General features: G+C 37.8%; 22 protein-coding genes. 15 read left to right on the top strand and 7 right to left on the bottom strand.

Translation table 11 applies throughout. The annotated features are described in order from the left end of the window. Window positions 1-346 precede the first annotated feature (346 nt). From ACEN31_RS05470 to ACEN31_RS05455, 4 genes are read left to right on the top strand one after another with little or no spacing between them, the layout of a single operon-like run. Entirely contained in the window at window positions 347-1,321 is a 975-nt protein-coding gene (locus ACEN31_RS05470) for a mannose/fructose/sorbose PTS transporter subunit IIA (RefSeq protein WP_407108859.1), read from the top strand. 17 nt (window positions 1,322-1,338) lie between these two features. Then, on the top strand, window positions 1,339-2,145 hold the full coding sequence (locus tag ACEN31_RS05465) for a mannose/fructose/sorbose family PTS transporter subunit IIC (protein WP_407108858.1): 807 nt from the start codon (window positions 1,339-1,341) through the stop codon (window positions 2,143-2,145). Window positions 2,146-2,160: 15 nt separating this feature from the next. Next, window positions 2,161-3,111, top strand: a complete 951-nt coding sequence (locus tag ACEN31_RS05460; protein WP_407094789.1) for a PTS system mannose/fructose/sorbose family transporter subunit IID — start codon at window positions 2,161-2,163, stop codon at window positions 3,109-3,111. 6 nt (window positions 3,112-3,117) lie between these two features. Then, on the top strand, window positions 3,118-3,483 hold the full coding sequence (locus ACEN31_RS05455; RefSeq protein ID WP_197104326.1) for a DUF956 family protein: 366 nt from the start codon (window positions 3,118-3,120) through the stop codon (window positions 3,481-3,483). 468 nt (window positions 3,484-3,951) lie between these two features. Here the strand turns inward: ACEN31_RS05455 and ACEN31_RS05450 are convergent, their stop codons facing one another. Both ACEN31_RS05450 and ACEN31_RS05445 read right to left on the bottom strand, forming a co-directional pair. Then, entirely contained in the window at window positions 3,952-4,971 is a 1,020-nt protein-coding gene (locus ACEN31_RS05450) for a YsnF/AvaK domain-containing protein (RefSeq protein WP_407108857.1), read from the bottom strand. 231 nt (window positions 4,972-5,202) lie between these two features. Next, window positions 5,203-6,525: a nucleotide sugar dehydrogenase gene (locus ACEN31_RS05445; RefSeq protein WP_407108856.1), complete on the bottom strand. Its 1,323-nt coding sequence runs from the start codon at window positions 6,523-6,525 to the stop codon at window positions 5,203-5,205. Between the two features lie 165 nt (window positions 6,526-6,690). Here ACEN31_RS05445 and galU point away from each other — a divergent pair, with 165 nt between their 5' ends. Continuing rightward, complete coding sequence (gene galU / locus ACEN31_RS05440; RefSeq protein ID WP_407108855.1) at window positions 6,691-7,590, top strand: UTP--glucose-1-phosphate uridylyltransferase GalU; 900 nt, start codon at window positions 6,691-6,693, stop codon at window positions 7,588-7,590. A 43-nt stretch (window positions 7,591-7,633) separates the two neighbouring features. On the opposite strand, the gene ACEN31_RS05435 is transcribed toward galU, so the two are convergent. Beyond that, the gene (locus tag ACEN31_RS05435; RefSeq protein ID WP_407108854.1) at window positions 7,634-8,452 is read right to left on the bottom strand and encodes a hypothetical protein; all 819 of its coding nucleotides are present in this window, start codon (window positions 8,450-8,452) and stop codon (window positions 7,634-7,636) included. Between the two features lie 272 nt (window positions 8,453-8,724). Between ACEN31_RS05435 and ACEN31_RS05430 the strand changes: the two genes are divergently transcribed. Together ACEN31_RS05430 and ACEN31_RS05425 are read left to right on the top strand one after the other, a co-directional pair. After that, a complete protein-coding gene (locus tag ACEN31_RS05430) occupies window positions 8,725-9,198 on the top strand; it encodes a peptidoglycan amidohydrolase family protein (protein ID WP_407108853.1) in 474 nt (157 codons plus the stop codon). 175 nt (window positions 9,199-9,373) lie between these two features. Continuing rightward, on the top strand, window positions 9,374-10,927 hold the full coding sequence (locus tag ACEN31_RS05425; protein ID WP_407108852.1) for a LysM peptidoglycan-binding domain-containing protein: 1,554 nt from the start codon (window positions 9,374-9,376) through the stop codon (window positions 10,925-10,927). Window positions 10,928-11,007: 80 nt separating this feature from the next. Here ACEN31_RS05425 and ACEN31_RS05420 read toward each other — a convergent pair whose 3' ends face one another. Together ACEN31_RS05420 and ACEN31_RS05415 are read right to left on the bottom strand one after the other, a co-directional pair. Further along, entirely contained in the window at window positions 11,008-12,276 is a 1,269-nt protein-coding gene (locus ACEN31_RS05420; RefSeq protein ID WP_407108873.1) for an NAD(P)/FAD-dependent oxidoreductase, read from the bottom strand. 51 nt (window positions 12,277-12,327) lie between these two features. Further along, the gene (locus ACEN31_RS05415; RefSeq protein ID WP_407108851.1) at window positions 12,328-12,888 is read right to left on the bottom strand and encodes an ECF transporter S component; all 561 of its coding nucleotides are present in this window, start codon (window positions 12,886-12,888) and stop codon (window positions 12,328-12,330) included. 165 nt (window positions 12,889-13,053) lie between these two features. On the opposite strand from ACEN31_RS05415, the gene ACEN31_RS05410 reads away from it, so the two are divergent. Both ACEN31_RS05410 and ACEN31_RS05405 read left to right on the top strand, forming a co-directional pair. After that, window positions 13,054-13,458, top strand: a complete 405-nt coding sequence (locus tag ACEN31_RS05410; protein WP_407108850.1) for a hypothetical protein — start codon at window positions 13,054-13,056, stop codon at window positions 13,456-13,458. Window positions 13,459-13,501: 43 nt separating this feature from the next. Next, complete coding sequence (locus ACEN31_RS05405; RefSeq protein ID WP_407108849.1) at window positions 13,502-13,906, top strand: hypothetical protein; 405 nt, start codon at window positions 13,502-13,504, stop codon at window positions 13,904-13,906. A gap of 26 nt (window positions 13,907-13,932) precedes the next feature. On the opposite strand, the gene ACEN31_RS05400 is transcribed toward ACEN31_RS05405, so the two are convergent. Next, window positions 13,933-14,463, bottom strand: coding sequence for a transcription repressor NadR (locus tag ACEN31_RS05400; RefSeq protein ID WP_197104315.1), 531 nt, complete (start codon window positions 14,461-14,463; stop codon window positions 13,933-13,935). 190 nt (window positions 14,464-14,653) lie between these two features. Between ACEN31_RS05400 and rplM the strand changes: the two genes are divergently transcribed. After that, complete coding sequence (gene rplM, locus ACEN31_RS05395; RefSeq protein WP_197104314.1) at window positions 14,654-15,097, top strand: 50S ribosomal protein L13; 444 nt, start codon at window positions 14,654-14,656, stop codon at window positions 15,095-15,097. Between the two features lie 15 nt (window positions 15,098-15,112). Continuing rightward, entirely contained in the window at window positions 15,113-15,505 is a 393-nt protein-coding gene (gene rpsI, locus ACEN31_RS05390) for a 30S ribosomal protein S9 (protein ID WP_218930972.1), read from the top strand. A gap of 346 nt (window positions 15,506-15,851) precedes the next feature. Here rpsI and ACEN31_RS05385 read toward each other — a convergent pair whose 3' ends face one another. Further along, window positions 15,852-16,793, bottom strand: coding sequence for a nuclease-related domain-containing protein (locus tag ACEN31_RS05385; RefSeq protein WP_407108848.1), 942 nt, complete (start codon window positions 16,791-16,793; stop codon window positions 15,852-15,854). A 249-nt stretch (window positions 16,794-17,042) separates the two neighbouring features. On the opposite strand from ACEN31_RS05385, the gene ACEN31_RS05380 reads away from it, so the two are divergent. The 4 genes from ACEN31_RS05380 (at window position 17,043) to ACEN31_RS05365 (ending at window position 18,495) form a co-directional block, all read left to right on the top strand. After that, window positions 17,043-17,198 (top strand): hypothetical protein, encoded by a 156-nt coding sequence (locus ACEN31_RS05380; protein WP_407094776.1) that lies wholly within the window; start codon window positions 17,043-17,045, stop codon window positions 17,196-17,198. After that, window positions 17,177-17,557: a GNAT family N-acetyltransferase gene (locus ACEN31_RS05375; RefSeq protein ID WP_407094798.1), complete on the top strand. Its 381-nt coding sequence runs from the start codon at window positions 17,177-17,179 to the stop codon at window positions 17,555-17,557. The genes ACEN31_RS05380 and ACEN31_RS05375 overlap by 22 nt, the downstream gene beginning before the upstream one ends. A 135-nt stretch (window positions 17,558-17,692) precedes the next feature. Continuing rightward, the gene (locus ACEN31_RS05370) at window positions 17,693-18,202 is read left to right on the top strand and encodes a MepB family protein (protein ID WP_407108847.1); all 510 of its coding nucleotides are present in this window, start codon (window positions 17,693-17,695) and stop codon (window positions 18,200-18,202) included. Between the two features lie 161 nt (window positions 18,203-18,363). After that, complete coding sequence (locus ACEN31_RS05365; RefSeq protein WP_268951509.1) at window positions 18,364-18,495, top strand: hypothetical protein; 132 nt, start codon at window positions 18,364-18,366, stop codon at window positions 18,493-18,495. Window positions 18,496-19,000: the final 505 nt, after the last annotated feature.

The raw sequence follows: 19,000 nt of genomic DNA, 5'->3' as shown, positions 1-19,000 counted from the left end.
AGATTCGAATGCTCGATTCCGACTAAACGATCATTCGAAAAAAATTCGAGTGCTTGATTCCGGCTAAACGATCATTCGAAAAAAATCCGAGTGCTCGATTCCGGCTAAACGATCATTCGAAAAAGATTCGAGTGCTCGATTCCGGCTAAACGATCATTCGAAAAAAATACGAATGCTCGATTCTACAATTTAAACAGTCTACCCAGTCAACCCCACTCATTTCCAACCGAACTCCACCAACTTATTATGAATAAGTATTAACAAATCGCTTGCTTTCATTTGTAACCGTTTACACTGAGTGGTATAATTTCTATGAAATGCATTATTGAGTAGAGGAGGAAGAAAGATGGTAAGTATTATTTTGGCGAGTCATGGAAAGTTTGCTGAAGGACTATTACAATCAGCACAGATGATTTTTGGAGAGCAGGATCAGATTAAAACTGTGACTTTTATGCCAGAGGAAGGGCCGGAAGATTTGAAAGCGAAGTTGGAGACAGCTATTTCGTCATTTAGTTCAGACGCAGAGATTTTATTCTTAGTCGACCTTTGGGGAGGGACACCGTTTAATCAAGCGAATATTTTGTTTGAGGAGATGTCAGAAAGGGCTGCGATTGTGTCTGGAATGAATTTGCCGATGCTACTTGAAGCTTTAGGAACACGGATGGGAATGGAGAAAGCACACGAAGTTGCGACACACATTCTTGGTCAGGAGCAAAGTGGTATTCGCGTTCGACCCGATGAGTTAACCCCTGAAATAGAAGCGGGAGTTGTTTCTGAATCAGGCGGGGCAGCGCAATTAGATCCAGGGACAGTGATTGGTGATGGTCAGATAAAATACGTCTTGGCGAGAGTTGATACTCGTCTATTACACGGACAAGTGGCGACCGGTTGGGTAAAAAGTGTGAATCCAACCCGAATCATCGTTGTATCGGATAAGGTGGCCAATGACGAGATGCGTAAGACGTTAATTAAACAAGCGGCGCCTCCAGGAATTCGGGCGAACGTTATTCCGATTGCTAAATTAGCAGAAATCAATGAAGATCCGCGATTTGGTGGTACAAGAGCGCTTCTATTATTTGAAACGCCACAAGATGTGTTGGAAGCAATTAATCAAGGCGTTGAAATTGATGAAGTGAACTTAGGATCCATGGCACATACAAAAGGAAAAGTCATGATTAATAACTCAGTTTCCGTTGACGATGATGACGTGAAGACAATTATGGAGCTAAAAGATAAAGGCGTAAAATTCGATGTACGTAAAGTGCCGGCGGATTCAGCTCAAAATCTTGAACGGCTACTTAAAAAACAAAATTTAATATAGATTAAGGAGGATTCAAAATGACAGACATTACAATAATTCAAGTTGTCCTTATTATTATAGTGGCGCTTTTTGCAGGATTTGAAAGTGTTCTGGATGAGTTCCAATTACATCAACCTATTATTACGTGTACGTTAATCGGACTTATTACAGGTAATCTAGCTGAAGGACTTTTATTAGGAGGGCAATTACAACTGATTGCCTTAGGCTGGATGAACATTGGTGCAGCGATGGCACCCGATGCTGCTTTAGCCGGTGTTGTTTCTGGGATATTAGTATTAGTCCAAGGAGCTTCAATGGGTGAGGGGATTGCGGTGGCGATTCCATTAGCAATTGCTGGGCAAGTGTTAACTATCTTTATTAGAACGGTTGCGGTAGGATTATCTCATTATGCTGACCGTAAAGCAGAAGAAGGAGATATTAATGGTGTAGCATCTGCGAACATCCTAGCTTTAATGTTACAAGGTTTACGTGTTGCGGTTCCGGCTGGTTTAATTTTAATGGTTTCAGCTCAAACTGTAACAGCTGCCTTAAATGCCATTCCAGATGTTATTACTGGTGGATTGAATGTTGCCGGTGGAATGATTGTTGCGGTAGGTTACGCAATGGTTATTAATATGATGGCGTCGAAAAGTTCATGGCCATTTTTCTTCATGGGATTTGCTTTAGCAGCAGTTACTGAACTGAATTTAATTGCGATGGGTATTATTGGTTTAAGTATCGCTTTAGTTTACATCTCAATTGCACCACAGTTTAACGCTAATTCAGGTGGTGGCGGTGGAAATTCAGTCGAAGCTGCTTTAGATGACATTTTAGAAGATTATTAGATAGGAGGGTATAAAATGACTGAAGAAGTAAGAAAAGAACGTATAACATTAACAAAAGCGGATCGGATGCGCGTGTCATGGCGAATGACTTTTATACAAGCATGTTGGAACTTTGAGCGGATGCATAACGTTGGTTGGGTATACGCCTTAATTCCTGCGATTCGAAAATTATATACAACAAAAGAAGATAGAAGTGCTGCACTTCAACGTCACTTAGAATTCATTAATACTCATCCGTACTTACAAGCGCCAATTGCTGGGGTCGTACTTGCTTTAGAAGAAGAAAAAGCAAACGGAACAGACATTGATGACCAAGCAATTCAAGGTGTGAAAGTTGGGATGATGGGACCTCTGGCGGGAGTGGGAGACCCGGTATTCTGGGGAACATTAAGACCAGTATTAGGTGCTTTTGCGGCGTCGCTCGCTTTATCGGAAAGTATTTTTGGACCAATTATTTTCTTCCTAGCGTGGAATATTATCCGTATCCTATTCTTATGGTACACACAAGAATTAGGTTATAGATCAGGGAATGAAATCACGAAAGACTTGAGTGGAGGTATTTTACAAAAAATCACTCAAGGGGCATCAATTCTAGGAATGTTTATTATGGGAGTGTTAGTGCCAAGATGGACAACTATGAACTTCCCCTTAGTGCTATCTCAAGTGGAAAATAGCCAGGATACAATGGTCGATTTCCAAGCATTGACGGACCAAGCGAACAGCAATGCTTTGTCCGTTGACACGATTCGGGATCTCATTTTACAAGTCCAATCAGGAGCGAACGTCGCGACTGAAACGACGATGACCTTGAATGATGTATTAAATGAACTATTACCAGGACTTATGCCACTAATTCTAACATTCGCATGTATCTGGCTACTCCGCAAGAAAGTAAGCCCAATCGCAATTATTGGAGGAATCTTTGTTCTAGGTATTGCGTTATATTCTGTTGGAATTATGGGTTAATTTTAAATGTCAGTTGATTTTTTAAATGCAACGGTGGAATATACTACACGTGCCAACGCAATGTTGAATCCAATTATTCCCAAATCTGGTATATTTTTAATGGGTGAGAAGGGCATTGAGTTTCGCTCAGAAAAAGGTCCAGGCTTTATTCAAATTCCTTGGACCTCTGTTGAAAATATCTTCGTGCAAATGTTATTCGGCGGGCGTTATGTCCGCGGATTTACAATCGCGACTGATGAGGGACAATTATTTGAGTTTGTGGTCAATGATGCGAAAGATACTTTGAAATACATGCGCAAGTATCTTGAACGCGACGTGTTCCAAGCGAGTAAAAGTAATATTAGTAAAGTCTTAGGTCAATTCAAGAAATAAATAGAGGAACTTATTCTGCAGCAACTAGATTTGAGAAGTTGTTGTAGGATAAGTTCTTTTTTGTTCATTCCACTAAAAATATCTAACAGTGAGCTATTGTCTAGAAAATTTTGACTATTCTCCAACATTGTCTAGGGTTAATGCGCGAGAAATATAGGTGGTCCACGAATGAAACGGGCATGTCTCTGTCTGTCCAAGTTCATAGTGCCAGTATAAATTCGGAAACACGCATTCGAAAAAAATTCGAGTGCTCGATTCCGGCTAAACGATCATTCGAAAAAGATTCGAGTGCTCGATTCCGGCAAAACGATCATTCGAAAAAGATTCGAGTGCTCGATTCCAACTAAACGATCATTCGAAAAAGATTCGAGTGCTCGATTCCACACCCAACCACATTTTTCCTAAACAAAAAAAGCCGAGGAGCACTGAGCCCCTCGACTTTCATCTTAAATAGTTTCAAATACACTATTATAATCTAGTATCTTCGTCATTGACACGACCAGTTTCGTCATCAACTTCTAATTCTTCATGACGTGTCGTTTCTGTTACAGTTTCACGATCAGTATGAGTTGTTTTCTCAACTTCAACTTCGTCTGTAACTACTGTGTCTTTGTCTACAACAACTTCTTCTTCAGAAACTGGGATAACAATTTCTTCTTCTTGGAAAGCATCTCCGTCAGCAACACTTTCAGTAGTGTCCGATGGTGCTGAGTGGCGAATATGAATCTCTTCGCGTTCAACTGGAACTTCAATCGTTTCAGTGTCTTCAACGACTTCTTTCGTAATTGAGACATTACCTAAATCTTTTTCGCGCGTTTCAGCGCGGACCTGTTCTTCATGTAGGCGAATACGTTCTGTTTCAGTATCAGTTTCTGTATCAGCATCAGGAGCGAATTCTCCGACTGGCTCACCATGAGCTTCGATATGAGTTTCTTCACCAACAATATGTGGTTCATAGTCGTTATCTTCAACATTCACATCGTCGTAATCATGATCTGGTTCAGTCGTTTCAGGTGTATCTTCTGATAAACCAGCTGATGTTCCTACTGCTCCAGAGAATGCTGCAGTTTCAGTATTGACTGTATCAGTTGCCGTCGTATCAGAAACATAGTCATCTGTTCTTACTTCACGTGTTTCAGTTATATTAAAGGCAGGAAGTTGACTTTCAAATTCTTGGTCAACTAACACTAATAGTTCATCGCGACTTAATGAGTCTTCGTATTGTGTTAAATCAACGTTTTCAAATTCTTCATCGTTGTCGTCATCGTCCCAGCCAAATAATTTTGCAAAGAATCCACGATTGTCTTCATGTTGCTCGTCCAACAATTCACCATAAGAGATAAATTCTGCTTCGCCATCATATGCATGTGCTTGCGATCCAACTAGAGCGACGCTATCGCGAGGAACGCCTTGATTAATAACATGTGCGACTGCATCTTCTGCTTCAACGACTGTAGGGTAAACCCCATAAACGTATTTCTTAACCATAAAACAACTTCCTTTCTATTTTTTAAAATGTTCTATAGTTAAAGTATAAAACAAAAATGATGTAAATATAAAGTAAAACGCCTCAATAAAATGATATTGTTTTACTTGGTAATATATCAATTTATCTATATAAAAATAATGAATAAGACGAACATACCAGAGAACACAATTATAAAATTTGGAAAAATGCAAAAAAAAAACCAGCGCAAAATGCACTGGATTTTAATATTATTATAAGCGCCAGAAACTGTAGCCAGCTTCAGTAAAATCTTCTTTATTTAAGATACTTTTCACATCTAAAATGATGCGTTTATCATTTGCTAAATCTTGATTAAAAAGGGCAGTGATTTCTTCAAAAGAAAGAGCTTTGAATTTATCATGTCCAACAGCTAAAAGAATGGCGTCAGCATCCTTAACGTCAGCTAAATCAGTTAATGATACACCATACTCAGCTTGAGCATCTTCCGCGCTCGCCCATGGATCTACAATTGTAGGGTTAATATCATATTCACGGAGGCGTATAATAATGTCATTCACTTTTGAATTACGTGTATCCGGAGTATGTTCCTTAAACGTTAAACCAAGGATAACTACGTTAGAATCAATGGGTGTTTTACCCGTACGGATTAATTCTTTAATTAGTTTATCGGCAATAAATTCACCCATGCCATCATTAATTTGGCGACCGTTTGAAATAATTTGACTGTGGTAGCCTAAGTTCTCAGCCTGATATACAAAGTAATATGGATCCACGCCAATACAGTGTCCACCGACTAGTCCAGGGGTGAAGCCGAGGGCGTTCCATTTTGTATTCATTGCATCAATAACGTCTTTAGAATCAATACCCATACGGTCAAAAGCAAGAGCTAATTCGTTCATAAAAGCAATATTAATATCGCGTTGTGAATTCTCAACCACTTTCGCAGCTTCAGCGACTTTAATACTAGGGGCTTTATGCACACCCGCTTTAACAACGATCTCATACACTTTTCCGATTTCATCTAAATACTCTGGAATCGATGATGAGACGATTTTTGTAATGGTTTCAAGTGTATGGACCTTATCTCCTGGATTAATTCGCTCAGGTGAGTATCCAACAACAAAATCCACACCATGTGTTAAACCAGACTCTTCTTCAAGAATTGAAATACAGACATCTTCAGTCACGCCAGGGTACACAGTTGACTCATAAACGACGATAGACCCTTTAGAAAGGTTGTGTCCAATCGTGCGGGTTGCACTTGTCACAGGCGTTAAATCAGGCGTTTTGTCATGATTTATCGGTGTCGGAACTGAGACGATTAAGAAACAAGCCTCTTTTAATTTAGCAGCATCATTCGTAAATTCTAAATCCGTTTCTTTAATCGCGTCATCACCAACTTCTTTAGTTGGGTCCACGCCTTCTTTATAAAGTTCGATTTTCTTAGGATTGTAATCATACCCAATTGTATCAATTTGTTTTGCGAAAGAAATTGCGATGGGCATACCAACATAGCCTAAGCCAATCACAGCTAGCTTTGCTTCTTTATTTAGTAATTTGTTATATATCTCCATGTGTTTCTCCTCTATTCATTATATCTTGGATATTATAACAGAAAATGATTTGATTGTTGAGTTATCTGTACTTCTATATAAAATTATATAAACACCACCGAACCGGTGGTAAACTAAAATCAAATTAGATATACTATATCTGTATGAGAAAGAGGAGGTTTGAATATGTCGAAAATTCGTAAAGCAGTCATTCCCGCAGCCGGTTATGGAACGGGCTTTCTGCCAGCGACAAAAGCACAACCGAAGGAATTATTACCGATTGTCGATAAACCCATTATTCAATTTATTGTTGAAGAAGCCTTTGCTTCTGGGATTGAAGAAGTTTTAATCATTACTGGTAAACATAAACGTTCAATTGAGGATCATTTCGATTCAAATCCTGAGTTAGAAGACAATTTAGAAAGCAAAGGAAAAGACGCTTTATTAAAAATTGTCAAAGATACCACAAAAGAAAACTTATTCTTTGTGCGTCAATCCTATCCAAAAGGACTAGGAGATGCTATCGGACACGCACGTGCCTTTGTTAATGATGAGCCATTTGTCGTGATGTTAGGCGACAACATTATGCATAGTGAAGTACCAGTGACGAAGCAATTGATGGATTTATATGACAAAAATAGATCAGCGAACTTAGCAGTCGTGGAAGTGCCAGACGAATTAACGTCCAAATACGGCATGATCAAAGTGGACCGCCAAGACGATAAAGACGATACAGTTTACAGTGTGTCTCGCTTTGTTGAAAAACCAGCAGCCGAAGAAGCACCAAGTAACTTAGCTATCGCGGGACGTTACATTCTAACACCTGAAATTTTCGATATATTAGAAAAGATAGCACCCGGTGTCGACGATGAATTGCAATTGACTGACGCCATTGATCAACTAAATAAAACGCAAAGAGTCTTTGCAAAAAAAGTTGAAGGGAAACGCTATGACGTTGGAAATAAGATTGGCTATATGAAGATGAGTCTTGAATATGGCTTAGAGCATCCGGAAACTGCTGAAGAATTCTCTGAATACATTATCCAATTAAGTGATAAATTAGAAGCTGAGGACAGTAACGAGTAATCAATAAATAGCTAACTTTCAGACAAGAAAGTTAGCTATTTTTCTATCTAATTTTATTTCTAATAGAAGGTTTAAATAATTGTTGATGCATGTGTGCAAAAGACAAGCGAGTACGATAAGTCTCATGCTTTCGCTGAGTTGTGGATTTTAAGTAGTCGTGTATTTGATTGTATTTTATGAATTGAGCCAAATCTATCCTAGCTTTCAAACGGTCTTTGTAAGGGACGCGTGTCTTGGTGAAAATCTTGAAAGCAGGATTACCAATATAGGTTTGTAATTGAGTGGGTTCAAAGATTAAATCCTTTTCATTCATCTCGACTTGGAAATCATACCAAAAGTTTACGAGCTGAAAAGCGTAGCCGATTTGTGACATTACTAGTGATAGCCGATTGTTAAGTGAAATAGTTAGTTTTGAATAGTTAGCCAAGTCAAACATAAATTGAATCGACTGGATTTTTACTGGGTCGTCTTTTTGTGTCCGGATATGTAAATCATTTATGAATGTGATATTTACCCAGTCCGAATGCTTATTTTCAGGATTTCTTAGACGAATAAACACCATATTTTTATTTACATATGGAAAAATCGTTCTTGGTCGATTGAATGTAGACTTTAGAAATTGTGACCATCTTTGATAGTTATAACCAAATGTTGAGAAAAACTCTTCTGTTAAACGGGTTGTAGACCATTTACTTTTATAAAACTGACCACTTCGGTCTATGATTAAACTTCCAAAGGTGGAGTTTAAGTGACGAATCGTCATTACATATATAATTTCTAATTGACTGAGGGCACTATGATCTAATTCAGTCGCTTTCTCCAAATAATAGTTAATAGGAAAGTCAGACTCGTTTTGAGGCATGAAATGAATCATTTAAAAAGGTTCCTTTCGAAGTAATAATTCTTTATAAAAATAATAGATAACAAAACAAATATAGCATATTTTAATTCTTTATCTATAAAATTTATGTAAAGAATATGTAAAGTTAATGTAAATAAAAATAGACCGCTTTCAAAGTAGAATAAGATAATATTCTTATGGCATTATAATACGGGTGGATAGTAAATTTGTGGTAACTAACCTAATTCATGTTATTATAAAAGTATTAAAAAACGAAGTAAGGAGGTAAAGCTTTGGCTAGTCGTACAGCAGTTATACAATGGTATTTAGATCATGAAGGTAAAGTCACTTATGCAAAATCTAAAGAAAAGCGCTGCGGACCAGATAGTTACGATAGTGCCAGTGCTATGTTTAGCGCACTCATAGCGGGGCGTTTCTTACCTTATGGCTCGGGACTTGGTTCGATGTCTTTACTACTTCAATTAGATAATGTCTTATTACACGAAATCAAACGAAATGAAATCCAAGCAGGCGATATCTTTATCGCTGGTTTTAAGCGAGAACACCTATCTGAACATGCCTATACAGGTGTTGCTTTGGACTTTCACAATGTTATATATTGTATTGAAGATGCTGATGGCATCATTCGGACTACCAATCATGGTTGGTCCAATCGTTCAGTTAAATGGTACCGTTTAACGGAACCGATTGATACAGATTTTAAACCGAGGAAATATATTTCAGGAAAAACAGTTTTTGTAAGATGAGTTGAACTTTTTAATGAAAATAAACGAATTATGAGAAATTTACGAATAAAAGGGATAAGAACTGTTTCTTTATAATTACAAGTTTGTAAAACGGTTGTAATTTCTTTATTGATTAGAAATTTGATGATAGAATGGTATTGAAGTGTCTTATTAGAACAAGAAGGAGCGTAGTGACATGAAATTAAATAAAATTAAAAGATTAGGAAAATCTTTACTATTATTATCCGCTATTGCGTTAGCACCAGTTTCAACGGCAATAGCTCAATCTACACACACTGTCCAAAACGGTGAGTGGCTATGGGGAATCGCAAGACAATATGGTGTCACAGCGGGCGATATTATGGCAGCAAACGGCCTAACGAGTGAGTGGATTGATGTTGGAATGACTTTATCTATTCCGGCATCAGGTAGTGGCGTAACTGACAACGGTGGTTACTATACTGGAGCTCAATCAGGTGTCCATACAGTATCAGCAGGCGAATACTTAGAAAGTATCGCTTATATGTACGGTGTGACAGTTGATCAATTAATGGCATGGAATGGCTTAACAAGTACTTGGATAGACGTTGGTGACCAACTTGTCCTTTATGGTCCTTCAAATGCAACACCAGCTTACGATTATGACTATGGCTATGATTACGGTCAAAGCTATGATAATTCGTATACAATCCAATCTGGCGATACATTATCAGGTATCGCAGCCGTTTACGGTGTGAGCGTTTCAGAATTAATGGCTATGAACGGTCTTGAAACTGACTGGCTAATCGCTGGAAATAAAATTTCAGTACCTAACGGACCGGTTGACTATCAAGCACCTCCAGCATGGACACAAGCAAATGCACAAAATGGTGCCCATATTGTTCAATCAGGTGATATCTTATCAAGTATCGCTTTAACATATGGTGTAACCGTTGACGAACTACGTGCTTGGAATGGCTTAACGTCTGATTGGTTAGATGTTGGTGACGTTATTTATGTGGTGCCAACAGGTGGACCAGTTAAAACAACACCAGAGTCAACCCCAGAAACACCGACAGAAACACCAACAAATACTGAAGAGTCATCACAAGAATCTGATGCTTCTGGCGAAGATGAAGAAGCAACTGATGATGAAACTGGAACAATTAACTTAGCTGATTTACCAGAAGCAGCACGTCCAGAAACACATGTTGTTCAAACAGGTGACAACGTATGGCGTATTGCTGAGCAATATAGCATTTCAGCGGATAGTTTACGTAACTGGAACAATTTAGAAGATGATAGTCTATTAGTTGGTACAGAATTATTTGTTTCTAACCCTGCTTTAATTCCAGAAGTACATGAAGTTGCGGAAGGTGAAAACCTCTATACAATTGCAATGGATTACAACACAACTGAGCAATTAATTATGGAATGGAATGAATTAGAATCAAACGAAGTCGTTGAAGGCGATATGATTGTTGTATCAGATCCCCGTCCAGAAACTCATGAAGTAGAACCTGGCCAAACTTTAGAACAAGTGGCTGAATTATACGAAATTACTTTAGAAGAATTACGTGAGTGGAACGGTATACCAGAGACAGTAACGATTGTTAACGGTACGTTAATCGTATCAAATCCAACTGGAACAGATAATGACACAACAAACAGTATTGAACCTGTTGAATCTGGAGAAGTATCAGAAACTTCTGAAGAATCTACAGAAGAAGCATCTTCGGACGAATCAACAACTGAAGAATCTGCTGAGTAATACAATGCATCATAACAACGCAAAAGCGCCAGGAAGTGTTTATCTTCCTGACGCTTTTTTTGATTGTGTAAATAAGTATTTTAAGCAAAACTTCCCCAAGCAGCATATTGACTTGCAATCGTACCAGTAACAAAGGCAGCTGTAATATTATAGCCACCTGTATAGCCGTTAATATCTAATAACTCCCCGCAGAAGAATAAACCTTGCATGAATTTTGATTCCATTGTTTTAGGATCAACTTCTTTTGTCGATACTCCGCCACCAGTCACAAAGCCTTTTTCAATCGGCTGTGAACCCGTTGCCGTTAATGGGAAGGTTTTAATTTTCTCCCATAAAGCATCCATTTCACTGTGGACAAGTTGTTTGTAAGGTTTTGTCGCATCGATATTTGCTAGAAGGCAAACAACCTCTGCCATTCGCTCCGGCATCCATTGTTTCAGAATGTTTGTTAATTGCTTTTCACGCGCTTCTTCAGCGGTTTGCTTCATCTCTTCTAAAGTTTCATTTGGTGCTAAGTCAATCGATAAATGACATAACTCTTCACCCGTTGCGTGTAAGTATTGGTTCACATGCCCACTACAGCGCAGAATGGCGGGTCCTGAATAACCAAAGTGTGTAAAAATCATATCCATTTGATGGTTCACAATGGCTTTTTCACCCACCGGCCCATTCCAAACTGTCACGTTCACATCACGCAGTGACACACCGCGGAGCAATTTTTCCGTAATAATTCGGTCATCGGATAAGAGTGGCGCCTCCGTTGGGTATAAACGCTCAATGGAGTGGCCAGCTTTTTTCGCCCAAGCATAAGCATCTCCGGTTGCACCCGTTTTTGGATAAGCGCGACCACCAGCAGCAAGTACAATTGAATTCGCTGTGATTGTCTCCCCAGCAACAGTCGTCAAGCCTTTCACTCGCTTCGTCTCGCGGTCATAAATTAATGAATCAACCGGGTCTTTCATGCGAATTGTTACGTCTAAGTCATTGATAATATCCACTAAAGTATCTAAAATCGTCCGGGCACGGTCAGTCACAGGGAACATGCGTCCATGATCTTCCTCTTTTAATTCCACACCTGCTTGATTGAAGAATGCGATAATATCTTCCTGATCAAACTGATTTAAAGCACTATATAAAAACTTACCATTCCCAGGAATGTGTGTGATTAGATCCTCACGTGTCGTCCGGTTCGTAACATTACAACGACCGCCGCCTGATAAAAGCAATTTTCGTCCTAATTTAGGATTTTTCTCGATTAATAAAGTGCGTGCCCCTTGTTGAGCAGCGTTAATGGTTGCCATTAAACCACTTGATCCGCCCCCAATAACGATTACATCATAATCTGTCATATGTTCACCTACTTCTATATATTTCTTGGTCATTATAACAGAAAAAATTTATTAAAGTTCGATTTGTGCAAAATTTAAGCGCGTGCGTTTCTCAAGTGTCTTAGTAAATTGATAACTGATTTCAAAATCAACCATCCCGTGAATTAACGTTCCTAGTCCCACTAAGATGATTAAAGTAAATATAAAATTATCTGACGTTGCGCTCACGCCAGCTGCAGTTAAGAGATAAACCACAATCACTTCGGCGATTGCATGAATTAAATTTACAAAGAAACTAAAGATCGTTCGTAACTTTACGTTTACTAAAGTGTTAGATAGTTTCTTCAAATATAGCGCACCGACTGTCGCGAATATAATATGCGAAAGGGCACGAAGAACAATAGTGATCGGGTAGCCAGCTGCAACGAAACCTAAAGTAGTCCCAACAGCAACAATGGCTGCAATCTTTGGTGATCGGAACATAGCCATAACAATTGGGATATGACTTCCAAGTGTGTATGAAGCAGGACCTAAAATAATTTTTATAGGCATAATCATAGGAATTAAAATACCCAGTGCCGTTAATAAACTCGCAATCACTAAATCGCGGGTGCTTTGTCTTTGTTGTGTCATAATGATTCTCCTCGGAAAGTTTTTCGTCAGTATATCGTAACTGGACACCAGGTGTCAAGACACCTGTAAAGTGGGAGAGGTGATTCAAATACCTATTTGAATCAAAGAACTTTATTTTCTTATTAGAGAAGGGTATACTATAGATATAGAAAAGGAGTGATGTTCATGCCAAAATTAGCTTATGAACCATTAACGGAGCCGACTTTAACGTGCGAAAAAGTATTTTCAGTTCAACCTATTTTTTCGAAAAAACAAAGCCAAAAATTTTATGACCAGGCATCAATTAGTCACGTAGCTATTGGACATGTGATTTCACTAGATGAAGAACAAATTATTTTGCTGACTTCAGATGAACCCGATGAGAATCCAACAGTGACGCAACATTTACTTGAAGATTTGCAATTTGAATTAGGGAAGTTAGTGAAACGTGAACCATCAGCCGATATTGTAAAAAGACAACAAAGACTAATTAATAAATACGATCGAATTATTGATGCGATTGAAGCCTTGCCAGAAACAAGCGACGAAGTCGTTGATCGTGATTTAATTGCTGAAAAATTATCATGTTAATAAGCAGATAAAAAACCAAGCAAAAGGAGCGATATATATATAAATGGAACAATTAACTTATGAGGGGCAAGCGAATTCAAATTTAGCTTGTGAACTTGGCTTTCAAAAGAGAAATGTTAAATCAAAAGCACAACTACAAAATTTTTATGACCAAATTTCTAGAAACAATTCGGCAGCAGGACATATCCTTGGCTTAGGTACAGACCAAGTCATGTTAATGATAGAAGATGCACCCAAAGGTGAAGCAACGGCTCGTCAACATTTATTAGAAGATTTACAAAGAGAATTACAAAAGCAAGTTGACCGTGAACCAACCGTGAGTGGTGTCAAACGTCAACAACGTTTAATTAACCGCTATGCAAATATTCTAGAAGCGATTGAAGCTTTGCCAGAAACAAGTGAAGACGCAGAATTTGAAGAATTAACCGTTTCAAGTGTTCATGAATAGACAAAAAAACCGCCTCAAGGCGGTTTTTAATTTTCCGAAAGTAAGATGCCAGTAGCATCCAAACTCGCTTTAATTTGCTCGAATTCTTTGATTGAAGGGGTTGTAATGGTATGGATATGAATTCCATTCGTTAAAGTACTCAACAGCTCGCCTTCATGCTGCGACATTTGCTGAACAAATTCTTGAATGTCATCATCCGTATTTATCTGAAGTGACGCCTTTAAGACACCATATATAGGATGCTCAACTTCGACATCTTCAATGGCTCCACCTGCGTCAACAATAATTTGAAGTTCTTCCTCTGTTTGCTCGGCAGAATGAAGGCACGCTAACTTACCGCGGTATCTGCCAGATGCAGCTGCTTTCATCGCTGAAGCAAGAAGGTAACCTTGATTGGTCGCAATAATTTCGATATTCCGTGCCCGTAGTAGGGCAATATCCCCTACGATAATTTGTCTACTTACTGCAAATTTACTTGCCAACTCTGTTGCCTTTATTGGCGCCGTTGCTTCTTCCAGTATTGATACGATCTCTTCACGTCTATCCATTGCTTTCATAAGCCTTCCTCCAATCAAATATTTAATTGTAGTATACCACATAGAATATTTAAAATAATTACCGAAACTTGCTTGACTAATTGGGGTGTTTCATAGTACAATAACTGACGGTATTGTTTACCACCACTATAGAGCCCCGGAAACTCAATAGTAATGTAAACAACTAGATTTATAAATGGAGGAAAATAACGTGCGTCAAACATATATGGCTAAGAAAAACGAAACTGAACGCAACTGGGTAGTTGTAGATGCAACTGATATCCCATTAGGGCGTCTATCAACTGTAGTGGCTTCAATCTTACGTGGTAAAAACAAACCAACTTATACACCACATGTAGATACTGGAGATTTCGTAATCGTAATCAATGCTGAAAAAGTTGCATTAACAGGTAAGAAAGCAACTGACAAAATGTACTACCGTCACTCAGGTCACCCAGGTGGAATCAAATCTAACACTGCTGGTGATTTACGTGAAAACAAACCTGAACGTTTAATCGAATTATCTGTAAAAGGTATGATTCCTGATAACCGTTTAGGACGTAAACAATTAACTAAATTACACGTCTATCGTGGTGCTGAGCATGGACATGCTGCTCAACAACCAGAAGTATTAGACATCACAAACTTAATTTAAGGAGGGAAAATTTAAATGGCTAAAGCAGAATATTTAGGTACAGGTCGCCGTAAAAACGCATCAGCTCGTGTACGTTTAGTGCCAGGAACAGGTGTATTCAACATTAACAACAAATCACTTGAAGAATATATCCCATTCCCTCACTTACACGAAGTAATGAAACAACCATTCGCAGCTACAGAAACGTTAGGTAACTACGACGTTTTAGTAAATGTTCACGGTGGTGGAGTTTCAGGTCAAGCAGGAGCAATCCGTCACGGTATCGCTCGTGCATTATTAAATGTTGATCCTGACTTCCGTCCAACATTAAAATCAGCAGGTCTACTGACTCGTGACCCACGTATGGTTGAACGTAAAAAAGCAGGACGTAAAAAAGCACGTAAGAGTGCACAATTCTCAAAACGTTAATATTTATATATTATATGTTCAAGACATCTTCCAATTGGAAGGTGTCTTTTTTTGTGGAAATATAGATCTGTGTCCTTGAGAAATCCTCAGGGACACAAAAGTAGTCAAGCGTGCGCTTGAGAAACTCTCAGGGACACAAAAGCAGTCAAACGTGCGCTTGAGAAACTCTCAAGAACACAAAAGCAGTCAAACGTGCGCTTGAGAAATCCTCAGGGACACAAAAGCAGTCAAACGTGCGCTTGAGAAATCCTCAGGGACACAAAAGTGCCCAAACATGTCCTTGAGAAACTCTCAAGGACACAAATCAGCTCAAACGTGCGCTTGAGAAACTCTCAAGAACACAAAACTACTTAACTATTTTATCTTTGTAACGATATATCTTATTAGGTTGGTAATACTCAATGAGTTTACGTGGGTTTTGGTAACCTCTACCGTATTTTGTAAAGTTTCGGCGAAGACAGCTATTCAAAAACGACTTATTAAATAGTCCATCAAAATACTCAGTTAACTCAGACAAATAAATATCCTTATGGTGATACAAAACACCATATTTACAAATTTCTTCAACTGCAAACTTCTCTTTTGAAAAAGAGCTACCACAAGAGCAAAGGAAATGTCTATTTCCATTATCGAATTCGCGTGATTGGCAAACAGGACATTTCCAACCGCGGTGCATCAACTTTTTATCCAGTATTGGCGGCAAGTAGGGGCATTCCAAATCATTTTTCAAAAAGGCATTTATAATCCGTTCAGATTTATGTGAACGAGGGTGAATTTGGATATTACGAAGGTAATTCCGTATTTCATTTGGCATTATGCATTTAATCTCAGTGTTTGGTACACCACTTAAACTAGCATGCTGATTAATAAATATTAAATTTCCATTTATCTGAACTTCAGGCAAATTATTCCGATATAACCACTCTTTAATAAAGCGGACATGTTCCTGCGCTTTGGATAAGGGGTTGCGAAGTACTTCATTATTATTGACGGAAAATTTATCGTTTTCAAAATGCATCATCCCTTCAAAATTCTTGATATCAACAAGTTCAATTGTCCTGTGATTGAAAATAACGAAATCAATTTGGTGATATTGATCAAATACTTTGAACCAAAAATCCTGGAATACATATACAGCTTTATGTAAATATTTAGGAATCCAATCGCGTTTAAACTGTTCCTCCCCAATATCGCCTAATAAACCGATGTGTAGTTTATATTTCTCAGATGCATCCAATTGATTGTGCTCATTCATAACCAACAACCATTGTGTTTGTAAAGTTTTCATCAAAAAACACCTCCATATATATATATACAATTTTTTTGTCTGATTCCATTAATTTATTTTTCGATTTATAAAAAATGTTTAACGAAATAAAGGACTAATACTCGTTATGTGTTAGAATTAATACAACTGTGTTAGGCAAAGGGAGAGTAGCTTTATTTGCTAGACCAATCAATAAAAGTTCTATAAATATTGGATAGAAGCAATCTTGAATGAGTACACCACATTAGAATCATTGAACTGGAGATAATTATGTCAAATATTATGTTAGTGAAATTACAAGAGAAACATTTTGAAAAACTATTTAAATTTGAACTTGAAAACAGAGGTTATTTTGAAGAAATGGTTCCGAGCCGTGGGGATGATTATTATAACTTAGAACATTTATACAAAGAAACAAAGCTTTAATCGACGAACAAGATCAAGGTTTATCTTATTTTTATTTAATTATGAATCAAGAAGGTGTAGTTCTTGGAAGAATGAATTTAGTTGATATCGAACAATCACAGGGGCTTGGTCATGTCGGCTATAGAGTGGGGAAAGCATATACTGGAAAAGGAATTGCTAACAAGGCGTTGAAGATATTATTAGATACCACAAATCAGTTAGGTATTCGACAGATATCAGCGAAGACTACTACAAATAACATAGCATCACGAAAAACATTAGAGAAAAATGAATTTCAATATATTGAAACAGCAGGTGATGAATTTAAAATGAATGGACACTTATTATCGTTTGTTTATTATAGGTGGGAGAAATCATAGATAACTTACCGTGTAAGAAGTTAGTAATCATGTCTTAATCGCGGATAGAAGTTATTGTCTGTAATATTAATTCACATCAAAATAGTTTAATCAGAATAGACCATCACTGCTGAACGAGGTAAAGGAAGTGTGTCAATGAAGGATTTTTACACAGCATTATCATATATAAATGAAAAGATTTATAAACCAAATGGCATTGCGATTTCATCAATCCAAGAAGAGAAACAAAATGCTAAGTACGGAGCAGGTGTCTTTAAAGTATCATCAACATCAGTCCGTTTTAGAGTCGCAAATATTACACCAACAAAAGTAGGACAATTTGTTGCCATTTGGGAAAAAGATGATAATAATAAAAACCAACCTTATAAATACTCAGCGGCACCTGATTTATTAGTTGTTACGGTATTTAAAAGTGATAATGAATTTGGCCAATTCATTTTACCAAAAGAAGAGCTTTTCAGACAAAGCATCCTCATTTCAAGCTCTACAAAAGGGAAAATGGCATTAAGAGTTTACCCTAGTTGGGATATACCGACTAGCAATCAAGCGACAAAAACACAGGAATGGCAGCTACCTTATTTCGTTGATATGAGCGACCCAGGTAAATTAGATATTGAAAAATTGATGAGACTGTATTCCGTTTAAATAAAAAGTTGTTACTTGACAATTTATCAGGTAAAATGATTCATTGTGAAAATAGACAGAGGTCAGTGGCGTCACGAGATGAGTTCTGCGAATGAAACAACAAACTATAAACCCTTAATATAAACAGAGTGTGTAGATGAAAAGATGAAGGCGGTGGAAGAATGAATTCAAAAGAGAAAATGTTAGAGATTATTAAAAAGAAACAGGTTGGTGGCGGAAGATCTAAAAAAATGGCCGAGCCAAAAAATAATATAAAAAATATGCGTAAAGGGCCAAAGATATTTAATAAGTAAGCTAAATACCCCTGTCACGTGCAGAAAGATACCTCTTATAGATTAGGAAGGTATTTTTTTTTGCGAAAAATGATGGTGGTTGAGGATGGTATAATTAATTATTAAAAATAAATGAGTATAACGCTTGTTAATTAAAATAAATATGGTATATTTTAATCAACAATAACCAAGGAAAGGACGAATCCAAATGAATTCTTTAACACAATTACAATTGAATCCATTTACAGTAAGCTTCTGGTGGAGTACAACTCCATCTGTGTGAAGCTTGATTCGTCACGCTCGCATAGATTTATAAATCTATGCGAGTTTATCGGATAATAGTCTATTATTATCTATTTTAGAGAACCCGCTTAGATTTTTTTCTAGGCGGGTTTTTCTTGTGCGCCCGGCATGGGCGATAACTTGGTGGTGAAAGTCCACTACAGACTTGGCAGTAGGAACTGTTAGCTAAAGGCAAGGGTGTCCACCGTGAGGTGGAATCTGAAGGAAGCCGGAGGCAAACACT

The sequence above is a fragment of the Ruoffia sp. FAM 26255 genome (assembly GCF_045528525.1).
Classification (GTDB): Bacteria; Bacillota; Bacilli; order Lactobacillales; family Aerococcaceae; genus Ruoffia; species Ruoffia tabacinasalis.
This window is presented reverse-complemented; position numbering and strand designations above follow the sequence as displayed.